General features: G+C 52.8%; 18 protein-coding genes. 2 read left to right on the top strand and 16 right to left on the bottom strand.

What is annotated here, in order from left to right:
* Positions 1-181: 181 nt before the first annotated feature.
* Positions 182-1753 carry an extracellular solute-binding protein gene (locus MHI24_RS21615; protein WP_340021583.1) on the bottom strand — a complete coding sequence of 524 codons (1572 nt, stop codon included), beginning with the start codon at positions 1751-1753 and terminating at the stop codon, positions 182-184.
* Positions 1754-1976: 223 nt separating this feature from the next.
* Here MHI24_RS21615 and MHI24_RS21610 point away from each other — a divergent pair, with 223 nt between their 5' ends.
* Both MHI24_RS21610 and MHI24_RS21605 read left to right on the top strand, forming a co-directional pair.
* On the top strand, positions 1977-3782 hold the full coding sequence (locus MHI24_RS21610; RefSeq protein WP_340021582.1) for a histidine kinase: 1806 nt from the start codon (positions 1977-1979) through the stop codon (positions 3780-3782).
* Positions 3769-5385: a helix-turn-helix domain-containing protein gene (locus tag MHI24_RS21605; protein ID WP_340021581.1), complete on the top strand. Its 1617-nt coding sequence runs from the start codon at positions 3769-3771 to the stop codon at positions 5383-5385. The genes MHI24_RS21610 and MHI24_RS21605 overlap by 14 nt, the downstream gene beginning before the upstream one ends.
* Before the next feature lie 447 nt (positions 5386-5832).
* Here the strand turns inward: MHI24_RS21605 and modB are convergent, their stop codons facing one another.
* The 15 genes from modB to MHI24_RS21530 form a co-directional block, all read right to left on the bottom strand.
* Positions 5833-6495, bottom strand: a complete 663-nt coding sequence (gene modB / locus MHI24_RS21600; RefSeq protein ID WP_340021580.1) for a molybdate ABC transporter permease subunit — start codon at positions 6493-6495, stop codon at positions 5833-5835.
* A gap of 29 nt (positions 6496-6524) precedes the next feature.
* Complete coding sequence (gene modA, locus MHI24_RS21595; RefSeq protein ID WP_340021579.1) at positions 6525-7307, bottom strand: molybdate ABC transporter substrate-binding protein; 783 nt, start codon at positions 7305-7307, stop codon at positions 6525-6527.
* A 215-nt stretch (positions 7308-7522) separates the two neighbouring features.
* Positions 7523-8293 (bottom strand): ABC transporter permease subunit, encoded by a 771-nt coding sequence (locus MHI24_RS21590; RefSeq protein WP_340021578.1) that lies wholly within the window; start codon positions 8291-8293, stop codon positions 7523-7525.
* Positions 8290-9219, bottom strand: coding sequence for an ABC transporter ATP-binding protein (locus MHI24_RS21585; RefSeq protein ID WP_340021577.1), 930 nt, complete (start codon positions 9217-9219; stop codon positions 8290-8292). The genes MHI24_RS21590 and MHI24_RS21585 overlap by 4 nt, the downstream gene beginning before the upstream one ends.
* Positions 9216-9443: a PLD nuclease N-terminal domain-containing protein gene (locus tag MHI24_RS21580; protein WP_238652772.1), complete on the bottom strand. Its 228-nt coding sequence runs from the start codon at positions 9441-9443 to the stop codon at positions 9216-9218. The genes MHI24_RS21585 and MHI24_RS21580 overlap by 4 nt, the downstream gene beginning before the upstream one ends.
* A 25-nt stretch (positions 9444-9468) precedes the next feature.
* Complete coding sequence (locus MHI24_RS21575) at positions 9469-9849, bottom strand: hypothetical protein (protein WP_340021576.1); 381 nt, start codon at positions 9847-9849, stop codon at positions 9469-9471.
* Between the two features lie 20 nt (positions 9850-9869).
* Positions 9870-10247: a PLDc N-terminal domain-containing protein gene (locus MHI24_RS21570; RefSeq protein WP_340021575.1), complete on the bottom strand. Its 378-nt coding sequence runs from the start codon at positions 10245-10247 to the stop codon at positions 9870-9872.
* The gene (locus tag MHI24_RS21565; protein ID WP_340021574.1) at positions 10225-10551 is read right to left on the bottom strand and encodes a hypothetical protein; all 327 of its coding nucleotides are present in this window, start codon (positions 10549-10551) and stop codon (positions 10225-10227) included. Before MHI24_RS21565 ends, MHI24_RS21570 begins: the two co-directional genes overlap by 23 nt.
* Positions 10552-11106, bottom strand: coding sequence for an RNA polymerase sigma factor (locus tag MHI24_RS21560; protein ID WP_340021573.1), 555 nt, complete (start codon positions 11104-11106; stop codon positions 10552-10554).
* A gap of 78 nt (positions 11107-11184) precedes the next feature.
* Positions 11185-12303, bottom strand: a complete 1119-nt coding sequence (locus MHI24_RS21555; RefSeq protein WP_340021572.1) for a BtrH N-terminal domain-containing protein — start codon at positions 12301-12303, stop codon at positions 11185-11187.
* Positions 12266-13567, bottom strand: coding sequence for a hypothetical protein (locus MHI24_RS21550; protein ID WP_340021571.1), 1302 nt, complete (start codon positions 13565-13567; stop codon positions 12266-12268). Before MHI24_RS21550 ends, MHI24_RS21555 begins: the two co-directional genes overlap by 38 nt.
* 104 nt (positions 13568-13671) lie before the next feature.
* Positions 13672-13860 carry a hypothetical protein gene (locus MHI24_RS21545; RefSeq protein ID WP_340021570.1) on the bottom strand — a complete coding sequence of 63 codons (189 nt, stop codon included), beginning with the start codon at positions 13858-13860 and terminating at the stop codon, positions 13672-13674.
* 35 nt (positions 13861-13895) lie between these two features.
* Positions 13896-14045: a hypothetical protein gene (locus MHI24_RS21540; protein ID WP_340021569.1), complete on the bottom strand. Its 150-nt coding sequence runs from the start codon at positions 14043-14045 to the stop codon at positions 13896-13898.
* A gap of 38 nt (positions 14046-14083) precedes the next feature.
* Positions 14084-14272, bottom strand: a complete 189-nt coding sequence (locus tag MHI24_RS21535; RefSeq protein ID WP_340021568.1) for a hypothetical protein — start codon at positions 14270-14272, stop codon at positions 14084-14086.
* Positions 14273-14303: 31 nt separating this feature from the next.
* Positions 14304-15689: a radical SAM protein gene (locus MHI24_RS21530; protein WP_340021567.1), complete on the bottom strand. Its 1386-nt coding sequence runs from the start codon at positions 15687-15689 to the stop codon at positions 14304-14306.
* Between the last annotated feature and the right edge of the window lie 28 nt (positions 15690-15717).

The raw sequence follows: 15717 nt of genomic DNA, 5'->3' as shown, positions 1-15717 counted from the left end.
AGGCTCAACCTCCTTATCCAAATGGGCAAGTGGAAACGGCTTTGCCGTCCTATTATGGGCGGCACCGTTTCAGCGAGAAATAGAAGGATAATCTATAGTGTGAAACCTATAAAATCACTTATATTTCAAAAGAAAGGGGGAAATCCCCCTCATTTGCCTCTATTTATATGTTTTAGTTGTGTTACTTCGCTTGATGCTCTGCCTTGTATTGATCCAGCAGCTCCTTGGTAATCTCCGCACCCGGCCCGCTGGTCCAGGCATCAATCTCCTTCTGCACATCCTCCCAGACGCCTTCACCCAGCACATACTTGGTCATTACAGCGCTCATCTTCTTGTAGCTGTCCGGGTTCTTGCTGGCATACTGCGAGTTGTAGCTGAGGAACGGATTCTCCACACCGATGGTGCTGATGGTATCGAGGATTTCTTTTTGCAGCTTCAGGATGTCCTGCTCCTTAGAGTTGGCGTATACATAAGGATCTGCCCGGTTCTCCAGGATGAAGTTGTTCGGCTTATCCAGCTCATACTGCTTCTTCTGCTCCTCGGTCTGCACAGCCATCCCATCCTTGAATTCACTGGAATGAATGCCGGTAACTCCCGCCTTGGAGAAGGCGATATTCTCTTCGGAGGCGGTGAAATCCAGGAAGTCCACAATCTGTTGAACCTTCTCCTCCTTCACAGAGCTCGGAACCGCCCACAGCCCGTAGTACCCGGAAAGGATCGAGACACCCTTCTGCCCCTGCGTTCCTTCCAGCACATCGATAATCGCGATTTCGGCGTTCGGGTCGGTCTGCTTCAGCTTCTCCACGTTGGTCTCCACGATGTCACTGACATTCCCGACAAAAGCACCCGCCGTCCCTGCCAGGAACTTGCTCCGGGCCTGCCCCTGGTTCTTGAGCACTGGCGCATCCTTGTCAATCAGGCCTTGGCTCCAGGACTCTCTCAGCCATTCCAGGAAGGCCTTGTATTCAGGCGTCTGGAAATCGCGGACCACATTATCGCCCTCCAGCTTCCACACATTCGGGATGCCGAAGGCATACTGAATCGGGAGAACACCGGAGAATGGCCCGGGGCTGTTCACACCGTCTGAGCCGTAGATCGTGAACGGGATGGTTTTGCCGCCGCCCGCCGGGTCCTTCTCCTTGAAGACCTTCAGCGCATTCGTCAGCTCATCGATCGTCTTCGGAACGGGCAGACTATATTTATCCAGCCAGTCCTTACGGATCAGAATGTTGGCTTCACCGCCCCCATACAGGCCGCGCGGCCGGGGAATCCCGTAGATTTTGCCGTCAATCTTGGCCCCGTTCCAGACCACGTCATCGATCTGGCTGATATTCTTGGTCTTCTCAATATAAGGGGTCAGATCATGGAAGGCGCCCATCTTGACCAGGTTGTTGAACTTGTCATCCTTTCCGCCGTCCATCAGCAGCAGGTCGTAGGAATCTCCGGCGGATACCGCGACAGAGAGTTTATCTGTATAAGCCTCAGATGGAACAAAGGTGACGTTCAGATCTACATTGCCGCGCTTCTCCAGATCCTCCAGCGCTTTGTTGTTCGTCATCTCCGGCGGGTTGCCGAAGAGAATCGTCATCGCCTTGATGCTGGCCGGCTTGCCCGCCGCGTCCGTCTGCGCTCCGCCTTCGGGCGCTGCTGTGCTGCCTCCGGCTGAATTATTATCTCCGGCACAGCCCGCCAGGGTAGTTACCATGAATGCTGCTGTGGCTACAACCGGTACAAGCTTTCTTTTAAAACTCATTGTCATCCCCCATTTGCCTGTATTGTTTGCGTTTACATCCGGCTTACACTTTGGATTATAGAAGACCGCGGAACTTACGAACATGCCGGATTCCAGCCAAAGTGTCACCATTTTTAAGATTTGCCGGTGTCCATATATCACCCGGTTCCTCAATGTACTATAATCTGTATAGGATAGCCTGCCCGGTATCCCCAGTCCAGAATCCCGTGCCGGAGGTGGCGTTGTGAATTCACCGTTTATCAGCTTTTTGCGGCGGAGCTTCTATATTAAGATGATTGTGGTCATGTTCGCCATCTCTGTCATTCCCCTGGTCGTCCTGTCCTTCATTTCTGTAAGCGTCTCCAGCACGACCGTGGAGCAGCAGGTCAACCGCCTGAACGCCCAACTGGTGAATCAGGTGATCGACCGGATTGAACTCACCATGACCCGGCTGCGGGAATTAAGCGAGCAGTACTCACGGATTTCGTCCATTCAGAGCGCCTTGGTGTCGCCTTCGGCGCAATATTTTGAAGAGGTGATCCGCAAAAAGGATCTGATCTCCGTGCTCAGCGGTGCTTCCGCCATCATCGGAAATGTCGAGGGTCTGCAGGTCTATTCCGCCGTAACCGGAGAAGTGCTCTCCTCCACGGAAGCCCCGGCGATGCTTGAGGAATCCCCGTACCGTCCGCTGGTTGAAGCGTATCTGGCCTCGGGACGGCCGAATCTGTTCCTGGACAAGCACTCGCTGCCGGAGCTGGGCATTCTCCAGTCTTCCACCTATTATATCTCACGGGTTCCCTTCGATTTATATAAGGACCTTAAGGGCGTGCTGCTGATCTCGATGAGCAACAGCCAATATCAGCAGCAGATCGAGAATATCCAGCTCGGCAGCAAGGGCTCGATCTCTCTGCTGACCGAGGACGGCCTGACCATTGCCACGACCAGCAAGCTGGACAAGCAGGAGGATGCCCGGCGGGTGCAGGAGATTCTGAGGCGCTGGAAGGAGCTGAACCGCCCCAACCAGTTCGCCGCCGGCTCGTCCATCGTCTCTGTCAAGCAGACCTCCACCTATGACAAATGGATTGTGCTCTCGGAGATTCCGTCGAAGGAGCTTACCGCCAGCGCTGAGATCATCCGGCGGACGGTTACTTATTTCCTGCTGATTCTCGCCTGCCTGGGCGCGCTGTGCGTAGTCGGCTTCGGGTATCAGCTCTACCGGCCCCTGCAGGCTGTGAAGCGGCAGGTCGATGCGCTGAAGAAGGGGCATTTCGATGCGCGGGTCACGCATTTTGCCAACAATGAGATCGGGGATCTGGGCCGGATGCTTAACACGATGGCCGTCCGCATCCAGGATCTGGTGGCCGACCTGCATGACTCGGAGGATCTGAAGCGCAAGCTGGAGATCCGGGCGCTGCAGTCGCAGATCAATCCCCATTTCATGTACAATACACTGAATACGATCCGCATGTTCGCCATGCTGAAGGATTATGACAAGATTAACTCGCTGATGGGACGGCTGGTCGCTCTGCTGCGCTATTCTATGGAGAACTTCGAGCAGACGGTTCAACTGCAGCAGGAGCTTGATTATCTGGCTGACTATGTCGGGCTGCTCAATATGCGTTACAAATGCCAGATTCATCTGGAGACAGAGATTGAGGAGCCGTTGCAGGGGATGCAGATTCCGAAGCTGAGCCTGCAGCCGCTGATCGAGAACTCGGTGTTCCACGGCATTCTGCCGCTTAAGGCTGAGGAAGGCCATATCCGGGTGCGCGTGTTCCGCAGCCCCAGCGGCAGCCATATTGTCCTTGATATCAAAGATGACGGCATCGGTCTTGGCGAAGCGGAGCTGAAGAAGCTGCGGCTCCATCTCCAACAGGAGGAATCCGGTGAGAACATCGGGCTGCAGAATGTATGGATGCGGATGAAGCTGCTGTTCGGAGCAGATACGCAGATTCTGCTCTCCAGCGCTCCGGGCGAAGGCTTGACGATCCGGATGCTGCTGCCGGCGGAGAATGTGCTGATTAAGGAGGATCCTCATGAGCCAATATAGAGTTGTTCTTGTGGAGGACGAGATCCCGGCGAGAACGGTATTCCGCCATTTCATCGAAGAACGTGCCGACCTGTTCACCCTGGTCGGCGAGGCGGAGGACGGCCGGGACGGGCTGGAGCTGTTCCTGAAGCATCAGCCGGAGCTGGTCGTGACCGATATTACGATGCCGGGCATGAACGGGCTGGAGATGCTGCGTGAGATTGAGGCCAGCGGGGTCCGTTCCCCGCAGATCATCATCCTCACCTGTCATCAGGATTTCCATTATGCCCAGCAGGCCATTCATCTGAAGGCAGCCTCCTATCTGATTAAGGATGACTGCCTCTCCGACCCCGGCCTCCTGACCCGGACGATGGAGGAGCTGGCGGCCAAGGCGGATTCACGCGGCGAGGCGAGGGACAATTATCTCCAGCTTGAGCAGCAGGTCCGCCTGAGCGGGCTGGAGATTGAGCAGAGCCAGTTCCTGGACATGCTGCGCAGTCCGGCGGCCGAAGCCAAGTGGCTGCGCAGCCTGGAGGAAGCTCAGCTTCCGCTCCACGGCCACGGTGTCAAGGTGCTGCTGCTGGAGCTGGACCGCAGCTCCCTGCGCTTCCCGATTGACCAGCTGGAGGAGCTGAAGCTCTGGCAGTTCGCCGGAGTGAACGTGCTGAAGGAGCTGCTTGGCAGCATAGGCCCGCATAAGGTGATCGCCCTCGACAAAGGGCGCTTCCTGGCGTTCTATTCCGATGCACGGAAGACAGAACGCCCCGGCTTCCTGGAGCAGGTGCTGGAGTCCTTCGCCGCCAATCTCAAAATGAGGTGCATCGCCCTGCTGTGCAGCTTCGGCCAGGAGCCTCAGGGCCGCCCGGAGGCGCTGAAGCGGCTGGCCTCTGCCTCTTATCCGTTCTTCTACCGCTTCAATGAGAGCATCGGCATCCGGGAATGGGAGCCGCTGGCCGGCTTCCAGCGGATTCCCGAGCCGCTCAGCCGCTTCTGGAGCAAGGTGCTGAAGAAGGCGCTTCTGGAGCCGCATCTAAGCACGGCCGCCCTGGAGCAGGAGCGTCAGTCGCTGCACCGCCAGGCGATGGAGCAGTCGTGGGACCCGGAGCAGGTGAAATCGTTATATCTGCGGGTCTTTCTGGATATGAGCCATAATGTGATTGGCGCGGAAGGCGGGGCAGAGCTGGAAGCAGACCTGCGCGTACAGATGGAGCTGTGCCAGACGTTCAACGCGGTGCATGAGATCACCTGCGATTATTTCCGCAAGCTCCAGCAGCTTCAGGAGGGCGGCCGGAAGATCGACGCCTCGATCACAAGGATTATCCAGCAGATGCGCGAGGACCTGAGCTATCCCTATAAGCTGGAGGAGCTGGCGGCTTCGATCAATTACAGCGTGCCGTATTTCAGCTCCATGTTCAAGAAGGCGGTCGGCGAGAGCTTCATCCAATACCTGACCCGGCTGCGGATCGAACAGGCCAAGCTGCTGCTGCTCACCACCGATCACAAGACCTTCGAAATCTCCGAATCCATCGGGTTCGAGAATTACCGGTCCTTCAACCGCATCTTCAAGAAGGAGACCGGCGTCTCCCCGTCCGATTACCGCAGGCAGGGGACACAAGGCATATAAATTCAGAGAGCAGCAGCATGGCCTACGCGCCGCTCCGGGTCCCCGCTTCCGGTCCCATTGTGTTCGGTTTTTCGCATACATTTGGACTATGGACCGTCGGAGGGCCAATTGTATTCGGTTTTTCGCATACATTTGGACTGTGGACCGTCGGAGGGCCAATTATGTTCGGTTTTTCGCATACATTTGGACTATGGCTCGTCGGCGGGCCGATTGTGTTCGGTTTTTCGCATACATTTGGACTACGGACCGTCGGTAGGCCAATTGTGTTCGGTTTTTCGCATACATTTGGCCTACGCGCCGCCTCCGGTCCCATTTTGATCGGTTTTTCGATTACATTGGGACCGCTCACCCCGCACACCAGCCGATTGTATCCGGTTTACCGTAAAAAAACCCCGCCCTCACCGGAAATCCCGGAGGATGGGGGTTGCGCTGGTTAGCTTAAATCCGTCAGGAACGGCGGTTCACAAACATCAGCATGAGCATGGAAATGACAATGATTGAGCCGACCCACATCCAGGCCAGCGTCATGTTGCCGCCGTCTACTGCGACATAGATGGCAGTAGGTATAGTCTGGGTGCGGCCCGGGATATTTCCTGCCACCATAATCGTCGCCCCGAACTCACCCAGCCCGCGGGCGAAGCCGAGCACATAACCGGCAGCCAGCGAACGTCCGGCCAGCGGCAGGGTCACGTAGCGCAGCACCTGAAGCTCGCTGGCTCCCTGTGCCCGTGCCGCATCCTCCAGATCCTTCTCCACTCCCTCGAAGCCTGCCTTAACCGTCCGGTATACCAGCGGAAAAGCCACCACGACAGCGGCAATGACCGCCGCCCCCCAGGTAAACAGAATGGTCTGCTCCGTGAACTGCTCATACAGCCTGCCAATCCAGCTCCGCCGTCCAAGGACCACCAGCAGGACGAAGCCGACTACGGTCGGAGGCAGCACCAGCGGAAGCAGCAGTACCGTCTCCACCAGGTTATGCCCGAAGAATCTGCGCCCGGCCATCTTCCGGGCCGCCAGCACAGCCAGCAGGAACACGATGATGCTGGTCAATACCGCAATCTTCACCGACAGCCAGACCGGGGCGAAAAAATCGGCCCATTGGATCTCCATCTCTTGTCACCCTATCTAATAGAAGTTACTTATTTCGCCAATTGAAAGCCGTAGCCGGTGAAGACCGAGCTTGCTCCTGCGGTTTGCACATAGCTGTAGAACGCTTTGGCCTCCGCCTGATGCTTCGAATCCTTAACAATCCCCACCGGATAGTTAATTGCCTTGTGTACATGACCGCCAACGGTCAGGGCAATCTTCACCTTCTTCGAGGTGAGGGCATCCGTCTTGTAGACGAAGCCTGCATCCGCATTGCCTGTCTCTACATAGGATAACACCTGGCGGACATCCTTGGCGAAGACCAGCTTGCCTTGCAGCGTATCCCATACCTTCTTCGCTGTCAGCGACTGCTGGGCGTATTGTCCGGCCGGGACCGATTCGGGCTGGCCTACCGCTACCTTTTTGAAGGCGGGCCCGGTAAGCTCGGTAATGGACGTAAACTTCGTGTTCGAACTGGAAGGAACAACGACGACCAACTGATTCTTCAGCAGCGCTATGTGGTCAGCAATCAGATCCTTATCCACCAGCGCATTCATCTGCTTATCGCCTGCCGAGAAGAACAAGTCCGCCGGTGCTCCCTGCTCAATCTGCTTCTGCAGCGTGCCGGACGCGCCATAATTGAATACCAGCTTAATATCAGGATGCTGCTTCTCGTACTGCACTGCAATCTGGTCCAGACTGTCCTGGAGACTTGCTGCTGCGGAGACCATAATCTCCGTCTTCTTGACTGCCGCTTCAACATCTCCCACTGAACCCGCCGACACGCCCGTCACCGTAAGAAGCACCAGCAATCCCATTAACCACTTCTTCAGCATGCTCCATTCCTCCCAATTGCTATTTCATATATTTTGATCATATTCTAGCAAGTCATAACGAATTTTACAATGCATTTAATTATGTTTGAATATATTTAGTTATAATTAGTATGAATTCTATTAAATCAGTGATTCCCCTCATCCTCATGCCAAAAAGACCCCGCCTTATAATAAGGAAGAGTCCTGATTCTAAATGCTATGCAGCGTTTCCCCTGCTATAGTTCTTGCTTCTGAAAAATACGCTGGCACAGGAAGACCAGTACTGCCGACAGAAGCAAGGTTATGGCCGCAGGGATCATCCAATGCTCCGGCAGATTAGCTCCGGAAAGGATATCCCCGTTAATAGTGTTCAGCCTTCCGGGTACGTAGCGGTCCAGATAAGGCACCAGATTCAACAGGCTGATGACAAAATAGGCGGCAAACCCGGCAAAAAAAGCCTGGGTAAACGTCCGGGCCAGTACGCTGGCCAGCATGGAAACACAGATTACAAAAATCCCATACACCCAATACAAGAGAAAAGCCAGATACAAATTCGGAAGAGAAAATTCACCAAATATCAGATAAGTGTACAGAACACATACGATACCAGCCGCAGCGCAGGCAGTGGTAAACAGCAGCACCCTGGAGGCAACCTTGCTCAATAGAAAGGAGGTCCGTGACAGCCCCTTTGTCAGCAGAAACGCAGCAGTTCCGTTTTTTTTCTCATCGACAATTGTTCCGCATACCAGCAGAATTACTACGATGATTCCCGCCTGCTGGAGATTGTTAAAGGTATCCTTATAGGCATCAGTGTACTCCGGAGCGGGGACATGAATAACACTTCCCGGACCTAACTTATTCGAATAAGCCTTCATTAATTCGGGTTCAAACTTAGCAGACAGCGGGCCTGACAAGGCAAAAAAAATAAATACCCCTAACAGAATCAGCACCTTCCTGCTGACCATCAACTCTCTCAGATCTTTCCTGAACAGCACTTTAACATTCACCGGACATTCACCATCTTCAGAAAAAATTGTTCCAATGTGGGCTCCGTCATCCGAAACAGTGTAAGGGGAATACCTGCATCCGACAGCAGATGCGGGATATAGAGCTGCGCCTGCCTAATATCAGCCACATTCAGGCTTAACATCTTCCGCTCTTCCAGAACCTCAGCTTCCAGAACTTGCGGGTGTCCGCTTAATAATGAAGCTGCGGCTTGCAGAAGCTCCAAGCTCTCTGTCTGAAGCTCAAGGGTATTCAGAGCGGACCTGCTCTTGATATTGACCAGCAAATCATCGGCAATCACCTTGCCCTGATCCATCATTAGAATTCGGTCGCAGACCTGTTCAACCTCATACAGATTATGTGAGGACAATAGAATTGTCAGTTCTCCGCCAAGCGACCGGATCAGTTCAAGCACCTCACTTCTGCCTACCGGATCTAGCGCCGAGGTCGGTTCGTCCAGTATCAGAAGCTTCGGCTCCGGCAGTAGCGCCTGGGCAATGCCTAGCCGCTGCTTCATACCACGGGAGAAGCTTCCGATGCGTTTGTTACAGCCCTCCAGGCCAACCTTGTGAAGCAGCCCCTCAATCCGGCTGCTTAACGCAGGGCCACTCATATTGTACAGTTCTCCCACAAACCGCATCAGCTCTTTGGGCTTCATCCATTTGTAATATTGCGGCACATCCGGGACAAAGCCCAGCCGGGAGTCATGCGGCTTGCCAAATTCCAGCATCTCTCCATCAATTCTGATGATGCCCGAAGTGGGACGAGACAGCCCGCAGAGCATTTTTAAGGTGGTGGTCTTCCCTGCCCCGTTCGCTCCCAGAATACCGCATACCGATGAATCAGGGATACGGACCGTCATCTCCTGAACAGCGGTGAACGAGCCGAAGGTTTTGGTCAGCTTCTCGGTTTCCAGAATATAGCTCACTCTTCCTCTCCCCGGAGCAGGAAGTAGGCCACAGGTCCAAGGATATTGCCAAAGATAACAATCAGCGACCAGATCCACTTATTGCCGAAGCGAAAGCGGGTTCGTCTGGCGATATCCACAAACGCAATAATCCATAATACAAGCTGAAGCACGATGAGCGGTGATAACATCAGCCAGAATTTCGAATCCACATTCTCCCCAATTGTAAATGTACCGAATTCCATTCCCACATCATCCCCTTGTAGACCGTTATTCAACCTTAAATGCAACCTCGAAGCTTCCCTTGGTATCCTCGCCCTTGACTTCAATCCGGTACTTCCCGTCCTTGTCTGCCTCTACCTTCTCCGTACCCGACTCATTGGTCCCAAGCTCCTTCAGTACCTCATTGTCCGGGCCATATAACTTCATGGACAATTCGCCCTTTTCCACCTTGGAATTATAGTCCATGCTGAGCGTTTCGCCGCTTTTGAGCTTAATCTTCTTCTCCTCCGTACCTGTAAACAGCTTATAAGATGCGCTTAGCTTGCTCTTGGTGCTGGAGCCGACGAACATCATTCTTTTGTCACAGGATGTTATCAGCAAAGGCACTATAGTGATCAAAATTCCTAGTGTCATCCATTTCTTGTTCATAGATTTATACACTCCCCGGTTTAGATTAGATGGCCGCAGTGCGGACAGCGGATAGCCTCAATGCCTGAGCCGGCGGTTATTGCATTGCGCGGCTGCTTCCTGGCCAGCAGGTACAGGATCAGGCCGATGAAGTTGGGAATGTAGATTACCGCTGTCATCCACAGCCAAGCGTTCATCCTCCGCCGGGACGCATCCTTGTATATGAATACAGCAATCAGAACATTGAGGCTGAGGAACAGCAAGGCCAGCAGACTCATTACAATCAGCCAGGTCTGATTCTCCTCCAGAAAGTCATCCATATAGGGACTGATGCCTACTCCCAGTGCAATGCAGCTTAACAGGACGATGGCTGTAAGCCCCCAGAATACAAACTTCTCAACGGTGAAGTGAATTCTCATAAGCTCCCGCTCCCTCCCTGCCTCCTGTCATACGGTACAATAACAGGGCGGCTGCAACCATTCCCGCCAGGACGAATAGCAGCAGCAGGCTGATGACCCATGGCAGCGCCGCCGGACCTGCCAGGAAGAATCCTGCAATCATGATGAATACCAGCCATTGCAGCGCCATTAATCCCACGATGATGCCTATACTGCCACGCCCCTGTATCCGCCGTATGGTGCTGGAGACCAGCCGGGGCGAAGGGGTGAGCGGGGTGTTGAAATATTCCTTCAGCAGCCGTTCATTGTCTCCGGGCTTCTTCAATCAGTTCATCTCCTTCATTAGACTGTGCAGCAGCTTCTTGCCTTGATTCAATCTGGATTTGACAGTTCCGACCGGCACACCCAGCACTTCAGCAATACCTTCATAGCTGAACTCTTCATAGTAATACAGCACCAGGGGGGCCAGATAACGCGCAGGCAGACCGCGGAGACACTCTTCCAGCTGCCGGTGCTTCTCACTCTGCAGCAGATTCTCCTCTGCCGAAGGCGCGGGGTCTCTGAGCTGAATCAGCTCTGTATCAGAAGACAGCCAATTCCAGAGGGCGTATACACTTTTCCACTTCCGGTAGTGGTCGCGATACAAATTAAAGGCTATCTGGAACAGCCAGGGCTTAAATGGACGCTCCGCATTATACTTCTCCAGCTTACGGATTACCCGCACCCATACCTCCTGGAACAGATCCTCGGCATCCTGCCGGCTCAGTGTCAGATGGCAGCAGAAGCGGTACAGATCATCCCTATACCTGGTAATAAGCAGTTCAAGATGCTCCGGCTGGCCTGACTTGCATCCTTCAACGAGCTGTTGGTCTGTCATCATCTGTTCTCCGCCCGCCCTTTCAATCTACATTACGAAGTCATTTGGATATTGTTCGGAAATTCACAAATAAATTCCTATTCATTGCAAAATATTATTCAGCCTGGTGAACAGCAGCTGCTCCTTATCCCTAATCTGCCTGAATATCGCTATAATCTCACCAACATACGCAGCAGGGTCCTGGGTGCGGAATCTTACATTGTATAGCTGTCTCATCACGCTGCGCCAAAGTCCGCCAGCTTCAATAAATTCCTGGCCCAGCTCCTGGAACGCCTGAGGATCAAACAAGCCGCCAACCTTCTGCAGGCTATTGCCGAACTCTGCTCTGCTGCACGTATAGCTGCCCATCTCAAGATTGCCCCTTAGAATCAGGAACATCACCACAAACTGCTTGGCGTTGAAGACTCCTGTTCCGGTAAGCTCCGAAGCATACTGCTCCATCTCTGCAATGAGCCTATCCAGGCCTGAAATTCCCTGAACACCATCCGTAATCTCCGCACCGGCTCCCAGGTCCTCCATCTTCCCCTTCCCGAGCATGCGCTCACACGTATCCTGCAGGGCATTCTTCAGCAGCTGCGGATATTCAGTCTTTATCCACTCCCTGTATGATGCATCAATGTTCAGCTCATAACAGATGCCTTCGGGTGAAGAGGGAATGGTTACATGATGCCGTGAACCCAGAAATTCAGGCAGGGACGTCACCAGCACCTCTGACTGCCGGTCCGTCTGATGAAGCACAATATAGGCCTCTTCCTGTTCTGTGTCATAGCCTGTAAAAACAGTCATGGAAGGATTATAAAGCTTGCCCAGGAGGCCTTCTCCTCCGGCAGGTCCGCTGGTTATGTATCTGCTGTCAAACATAATGAGCAGGGGAGTATCCCGGTCTGTGAACCCCTTGATGGTCTCCCATCCCTCAGGATCATTAGCAATACGGTGCTTCTGCCGGGGAAGCGAAATGCGGTTCATGAATTCTTCTTCCAGATCGGGCACAGAGCTGCCAGCAAACCAGAACTTCACCCCTGCAAGCTCCGGCAGCGCAAGATGGCCGAACTGGAATCCCGCACCGCCTGCTAACAGGAAGATCGGGGCGGAATCCAGCCTAATTCCATAATATCTCAGAATTTCCCGGAAGGATGTGATCCGGCAATCCAGCATCTCCCGCTCAGGAATGCTCTGAAACCCGCTGATCTGTTTTCTCACGCTGGAACCTCCTCTGGATAGCGTATGCAACAGGACGAATCAGCTTGCCTCCGAATCCGTAAGCCATTCTCCCCACAAAGAATAAAGAAATCAAATAAACAAAATTATTGAAGATATTGCGGAATACCTGTGTTAATGCGCCCCACACCGACAGATTCTGATAGTCCACCATCACGATGGCCTGCAATTTATCCAGATGGCTGAGCACCGTGTAAGCCATGGAGAAGATCCAATAGAAGAAAAAGATCATGAACAAGGAGCTGCTGGCCACATAAATATAGAAGAATATCTTTTCCTTTTTACCGATAGGAAGGTTGAATTTCACCTCTCCGGTATGGAGGAACAAGCCTCTGACCTTGCTCGCCAGGAACTTCTTCATCTGCTCCTGAAGATTGGGGATTCCCGTTAAGTCGGACAGAATCCAATACCCGTCCAGCTTGATGAACGGATTCAGATTAAGCACCGTCTCAACCGATAACACGATGGCGCACACCATCAAGTAGGGATTGGAGAACAGCCAGCCGCCACTATAAAGCGCGAGCAGCAGCAGGGAATGAAAATAGATGCCGCCGATATCTACCACCACACGCTGCAGCCGCGGCAGCTTCCATACCTTAGTTACATCGGAATAGAACACGGGCATCACGTAATAGATTCCGAATCCGATATTTCCGGGTGCTATCTTATAGTGCATAGCCGCACTGGCATGACCTAGTTCATGGAATAACGTGACCAGTAGACCTGTGCCCAGAAGATATAGAAAACCTTGGCCGTTGGTGTTAAGTACCGTCTGATAGGTTCCCGGATGCAGCAAATAGGAAAGCAGCCATATCTGCGAGATTAGCCCGAGACCCGCTAGGTAGACGAATATTTTGGGATGATACAGCGCACCAAGAAACCGGAACTTTCCTACAATTCCTGCCTTCATCAGCGTTCCACGCAGCCATAAACTCTGGTTCAGCGATTTCTTGGGAGCGTCCGTATTCTCTGATCCTTCCAGCACCCCCTTCTTCCATAGAAGCTCATGTATAATATAATGGACGGACTCGGGTTCGATCCGAGGTCCGCCCGTCGTATTCACCTGACTACAAATCTCTTCCACGCTGTTTCTTCCGTTCACAAGAGACACTACACTATAGACAAGCTCCGAGATCTGCCATTGCCGTGAACCATAGCTGAGCAGATAGCTGGCACTGATCATACTGGAATCGAATTGTTCAACCGTCACTTCCCGCTTAAGCTTGGGGACAAGCTGCTGATTCATAATATCACTACTTTCTCAGGAGATAGCTTATAGTATCAGCGATAAGGTAGACAGGCCGGGAGAGAACATCCCGACCTGTCTTGTTCATGATGTTATGTAGCCTATTAAGTACCCAGGATACAAACTCCGAGGCCCGGGCCCAGATATCCTGCACAAGCTACCGGGAGGCAGCCGGTGCCAAGGTCGCCTCCGCAGGCATGGAAGAAGCAGATCATTTCAGGTCTTTCCTCCAGCTCCAGCATCATCTCATCCAGTTCGTTAACCCGGATTTCTTTGTTCAATGATTGGATCATTTTGTCACCACACTTTCATGGTTCAGATAGATGCATTACGCTGCAACAATACATCCTGAAATGTTTCCGCCACAAGCATTGCCTGAGCAGCTCATTTCTGTTCTTTCGGATAATTCTTCGAATAATAAGTCCATTTGTTCATCAATCTCAAGGCTTTGATTCACAGATTGAATGCTTTTTTCCATTGTTCTCACCTCCTCCACGTAATATAGAAGCATTAGACTTACAGATTCACATCACAGAAAGAAATATTGCCCAGACACGACCCTCCGCCTGGAGTGGTACTAACGATCGTACAATGATTGCTGGAACAGGACATTTCGGTACGCTCGGTTAGTTCCTGGAACAGAATATCCATTTTCTCATTGAAGCTGACATTCTTGTTCAACGATTGAACAGTCTCTGTCTGCATAGTTATCACCTCCTTTCGGAAGAGAAGATGTCTATACCTGCGCCGGTTCCTTCAGGATCTTGCTGTACAGTCCCGCAACCACTTCATCAAAAATCAGCTTGAAATTCTCGCAGTATGCCGTGTAATGATCTTTGTTGGCAATGTTGGCATGTGCCCCGCAGCCGCCTCCGCAGAACAGAGCGTATTTGCAGGTTGCACACTCCTCAATCTTGTCGGCCGTCCGTCCCCGCCAGAAGGCTGAGCGGTCATTTAGCTCAAAGCGGGCCTGCTCCAGGTTGACCACACCAATGCTCTCTTTACGGTCACCCAGAACATCCCAGCAGGGATAGATGTCACCATAGGGATCAATAGTGAACATTCCGGTGGTGGCTCCGCAATACCCAGCCCTAAGCGGGGCATAGCCTTCGCTCTTGAACATGCTGCCCAGGGTCCGGGTCAGATTGCTGTAGATGCTATTGAAGGAGAAGCCTTCGACACCGCCGTATATGGTATTCAGCCGTTCCATTAGCTCTACATCGGTGATGGCCTCCGCAGGCTCTTCATAGCATTTATGCGTTGATTTGAAGTAGTAGCTGAAATTCGGATATTCCGTCCAGCCTTTATCCTGGTACAGCTTCATCAGCCCCTCGAGCTGGGCCATATTGCGCTTGTTGACATTGGAACGGACCGCCACATGTATACCCTGCTTCAGCGCCATGGTGATGTTCTCCACAATCCGGGCAAAGGTCGGCTGGCCCCCGGCAAGGTATCTCCGGCTGTCATGTGCCGCTTCTTCCCCGTCCAGGGTGATCTGGATCGAATTGATTCCATCCTTCGTAAGCAGGTCCTGATAATGCTTCAGATCATGGCCGTTGGTCACAGCGAACAGCGTAATTCCCCGTTCTTTGCATAAATCTACGATTTGCTTCACGATGGGGTAGCTTGTCCGCAGCAGCGGCTCCCCGCCGAACAAGGTGACCTGGCCAATCTGGTAGCCCTCTTCCCTATACTTGTCAATCTGGCCGAAGACTGCGGCAAGCGTCTCGGCATCCATGGAACGCTGCAGGTAATCTTTTCCCTTATCAAATAATTTCTTCTCGAAACAATACTCGCAGCGGAAATTGCAGTTATACGTGGGGATTAGCGTAATGGAAAGTACCTTGGAGCTTGCCCGGTGCAGCACCTCCGAGATTTTGCCCAATGTCTGCAATTCTTCCTCTTCAGTCTTCGTGGTGAGGTAGCCCCGCTGTTCCAGTACTTGTCTGTCTCCGGCTGTAATTTCGTGCAGAAGCTCCTCCTCCGTAGCGCTGCTGCGCAGTGCGTGGTGGATCGACTCGTTCACAATATCGAATGCCCCGGAATACCCGTGTACTAACATGAATCTGTCCTTGTCCTCAGTTAATGGAATGGAAATCGTATAATTGCTGACTCTGTACATATTGCGCCTCCGCTCTTTAATGTTGGTT

Origin of the sequence: Paenibacillus sp. FSL K6-1096, assembly GCF_037977055.1 — a bacterium.
Lineage (GTDB): Bacteria > Bacillota > Bacilli > Paenibacillales > Paenibacillaceae > Paenibacillus_AQ.
The sequence above is the reverse complement of the archived record's forward strand: the minus strand, read 5'-3'. Positions and strand labels throughout refer to the sequence as shown.

Excerpts from the sequence above, each read along its gene's own strand:
- MHI24_RS21615 (WP_340021583.1), bottom strand. The coding sequence starts at position 1,753 with ATGAGTTTTAAAAGAAAGCTTGTACCGGTTGTAGCCACAGCAGCATTC.
- MHI24_RS21605 (WP_340021581.1), top strand. The coding sequence starts at position 3,769 with ATGAGCCAATATAGAGTTGTTCTTGTGGAGGACGAGATCCCGGCGAGA.
- modB (WP_340021580.1), bottom strand. The coding sequence starts at position 6,495 with ATGGAGATCCAATGGGCCGATTTTTTCGCCCCGGTCTGGCTGTCGGTG.
- modA (WP_340021579.1), bottom strand. The coding sequence starts at position 7,307 with ATGCTGAAGAAGTGGTTAATGGGATTGCTGGTGCTTCTTACGGTGACG.
- MHI24_RS21580 (WP_238652772.1), bottom strand. The coding sequence starts at position 9,443 with ATGGAATTCGGTACATTTACAATTGGGGAGAATGTGGATTCGAAATTC.
- MHI24_RS21575 (WP_340021576.1), bottom strand. The coding sequence starts at position 9,849 with ATGAACAAGAAATGGATGACACTAGGAATTTTGATCACTATAGTGCCT.
- MHI24_RS21570 (WP_340021575.1), bottom strand. The coding sequence starts at position 10,247 with ATGAGAATTCACTTCACCGTTGAGAAGTTTGTATTCTGGGGGCTTACA.
- MHI24_RS21560 (WP_340021573.1), bottom strand. The coding sequence starts at position 11,106 with ATGATGACAGACCAACAGCTCGTTGAAGGATGCAAGTCAGGCCAGCCG.
- MHI24_RS21550 (WP_340021571.1), bottom strand. The coding sequence starts at position 13,567 with ATGAATCAGCAGCTTGTCCCCAAGCTTAAGCGGGAAGTGACGGTTGAA.
- MHI24_RS21545 (WP_340021570.1), bottom strand. The coding sequence starts at position 13,860 with ATGATCCAATCATTGAACAAAGAAATCCGGGTTAACGAACTGGATGAG.
- MHI24_RS21540 (WP_340021569.1), bottom strand. The coding sequence starts at position 14,045 with ATGGAAAAAAGCATTCAATCTGTGAATCAAAGCCTTGAGATTGATGAA.
- MHI24_RS21535 (WP_340021568.1), bottom strand. The coding sequence starts at position 14,272 with ATGCAGACAGAGACTGTTCAATCGTTGAACAAGAATGTCAGCTTCAAT.
- MHI24_RS21530 (WP_340021567.1), bottom strand. The coding sequence starts at position 15,689 with ATGTACAGAGTCAGCAATTATACGATTTCCATTCCATTAACTGAGGAC.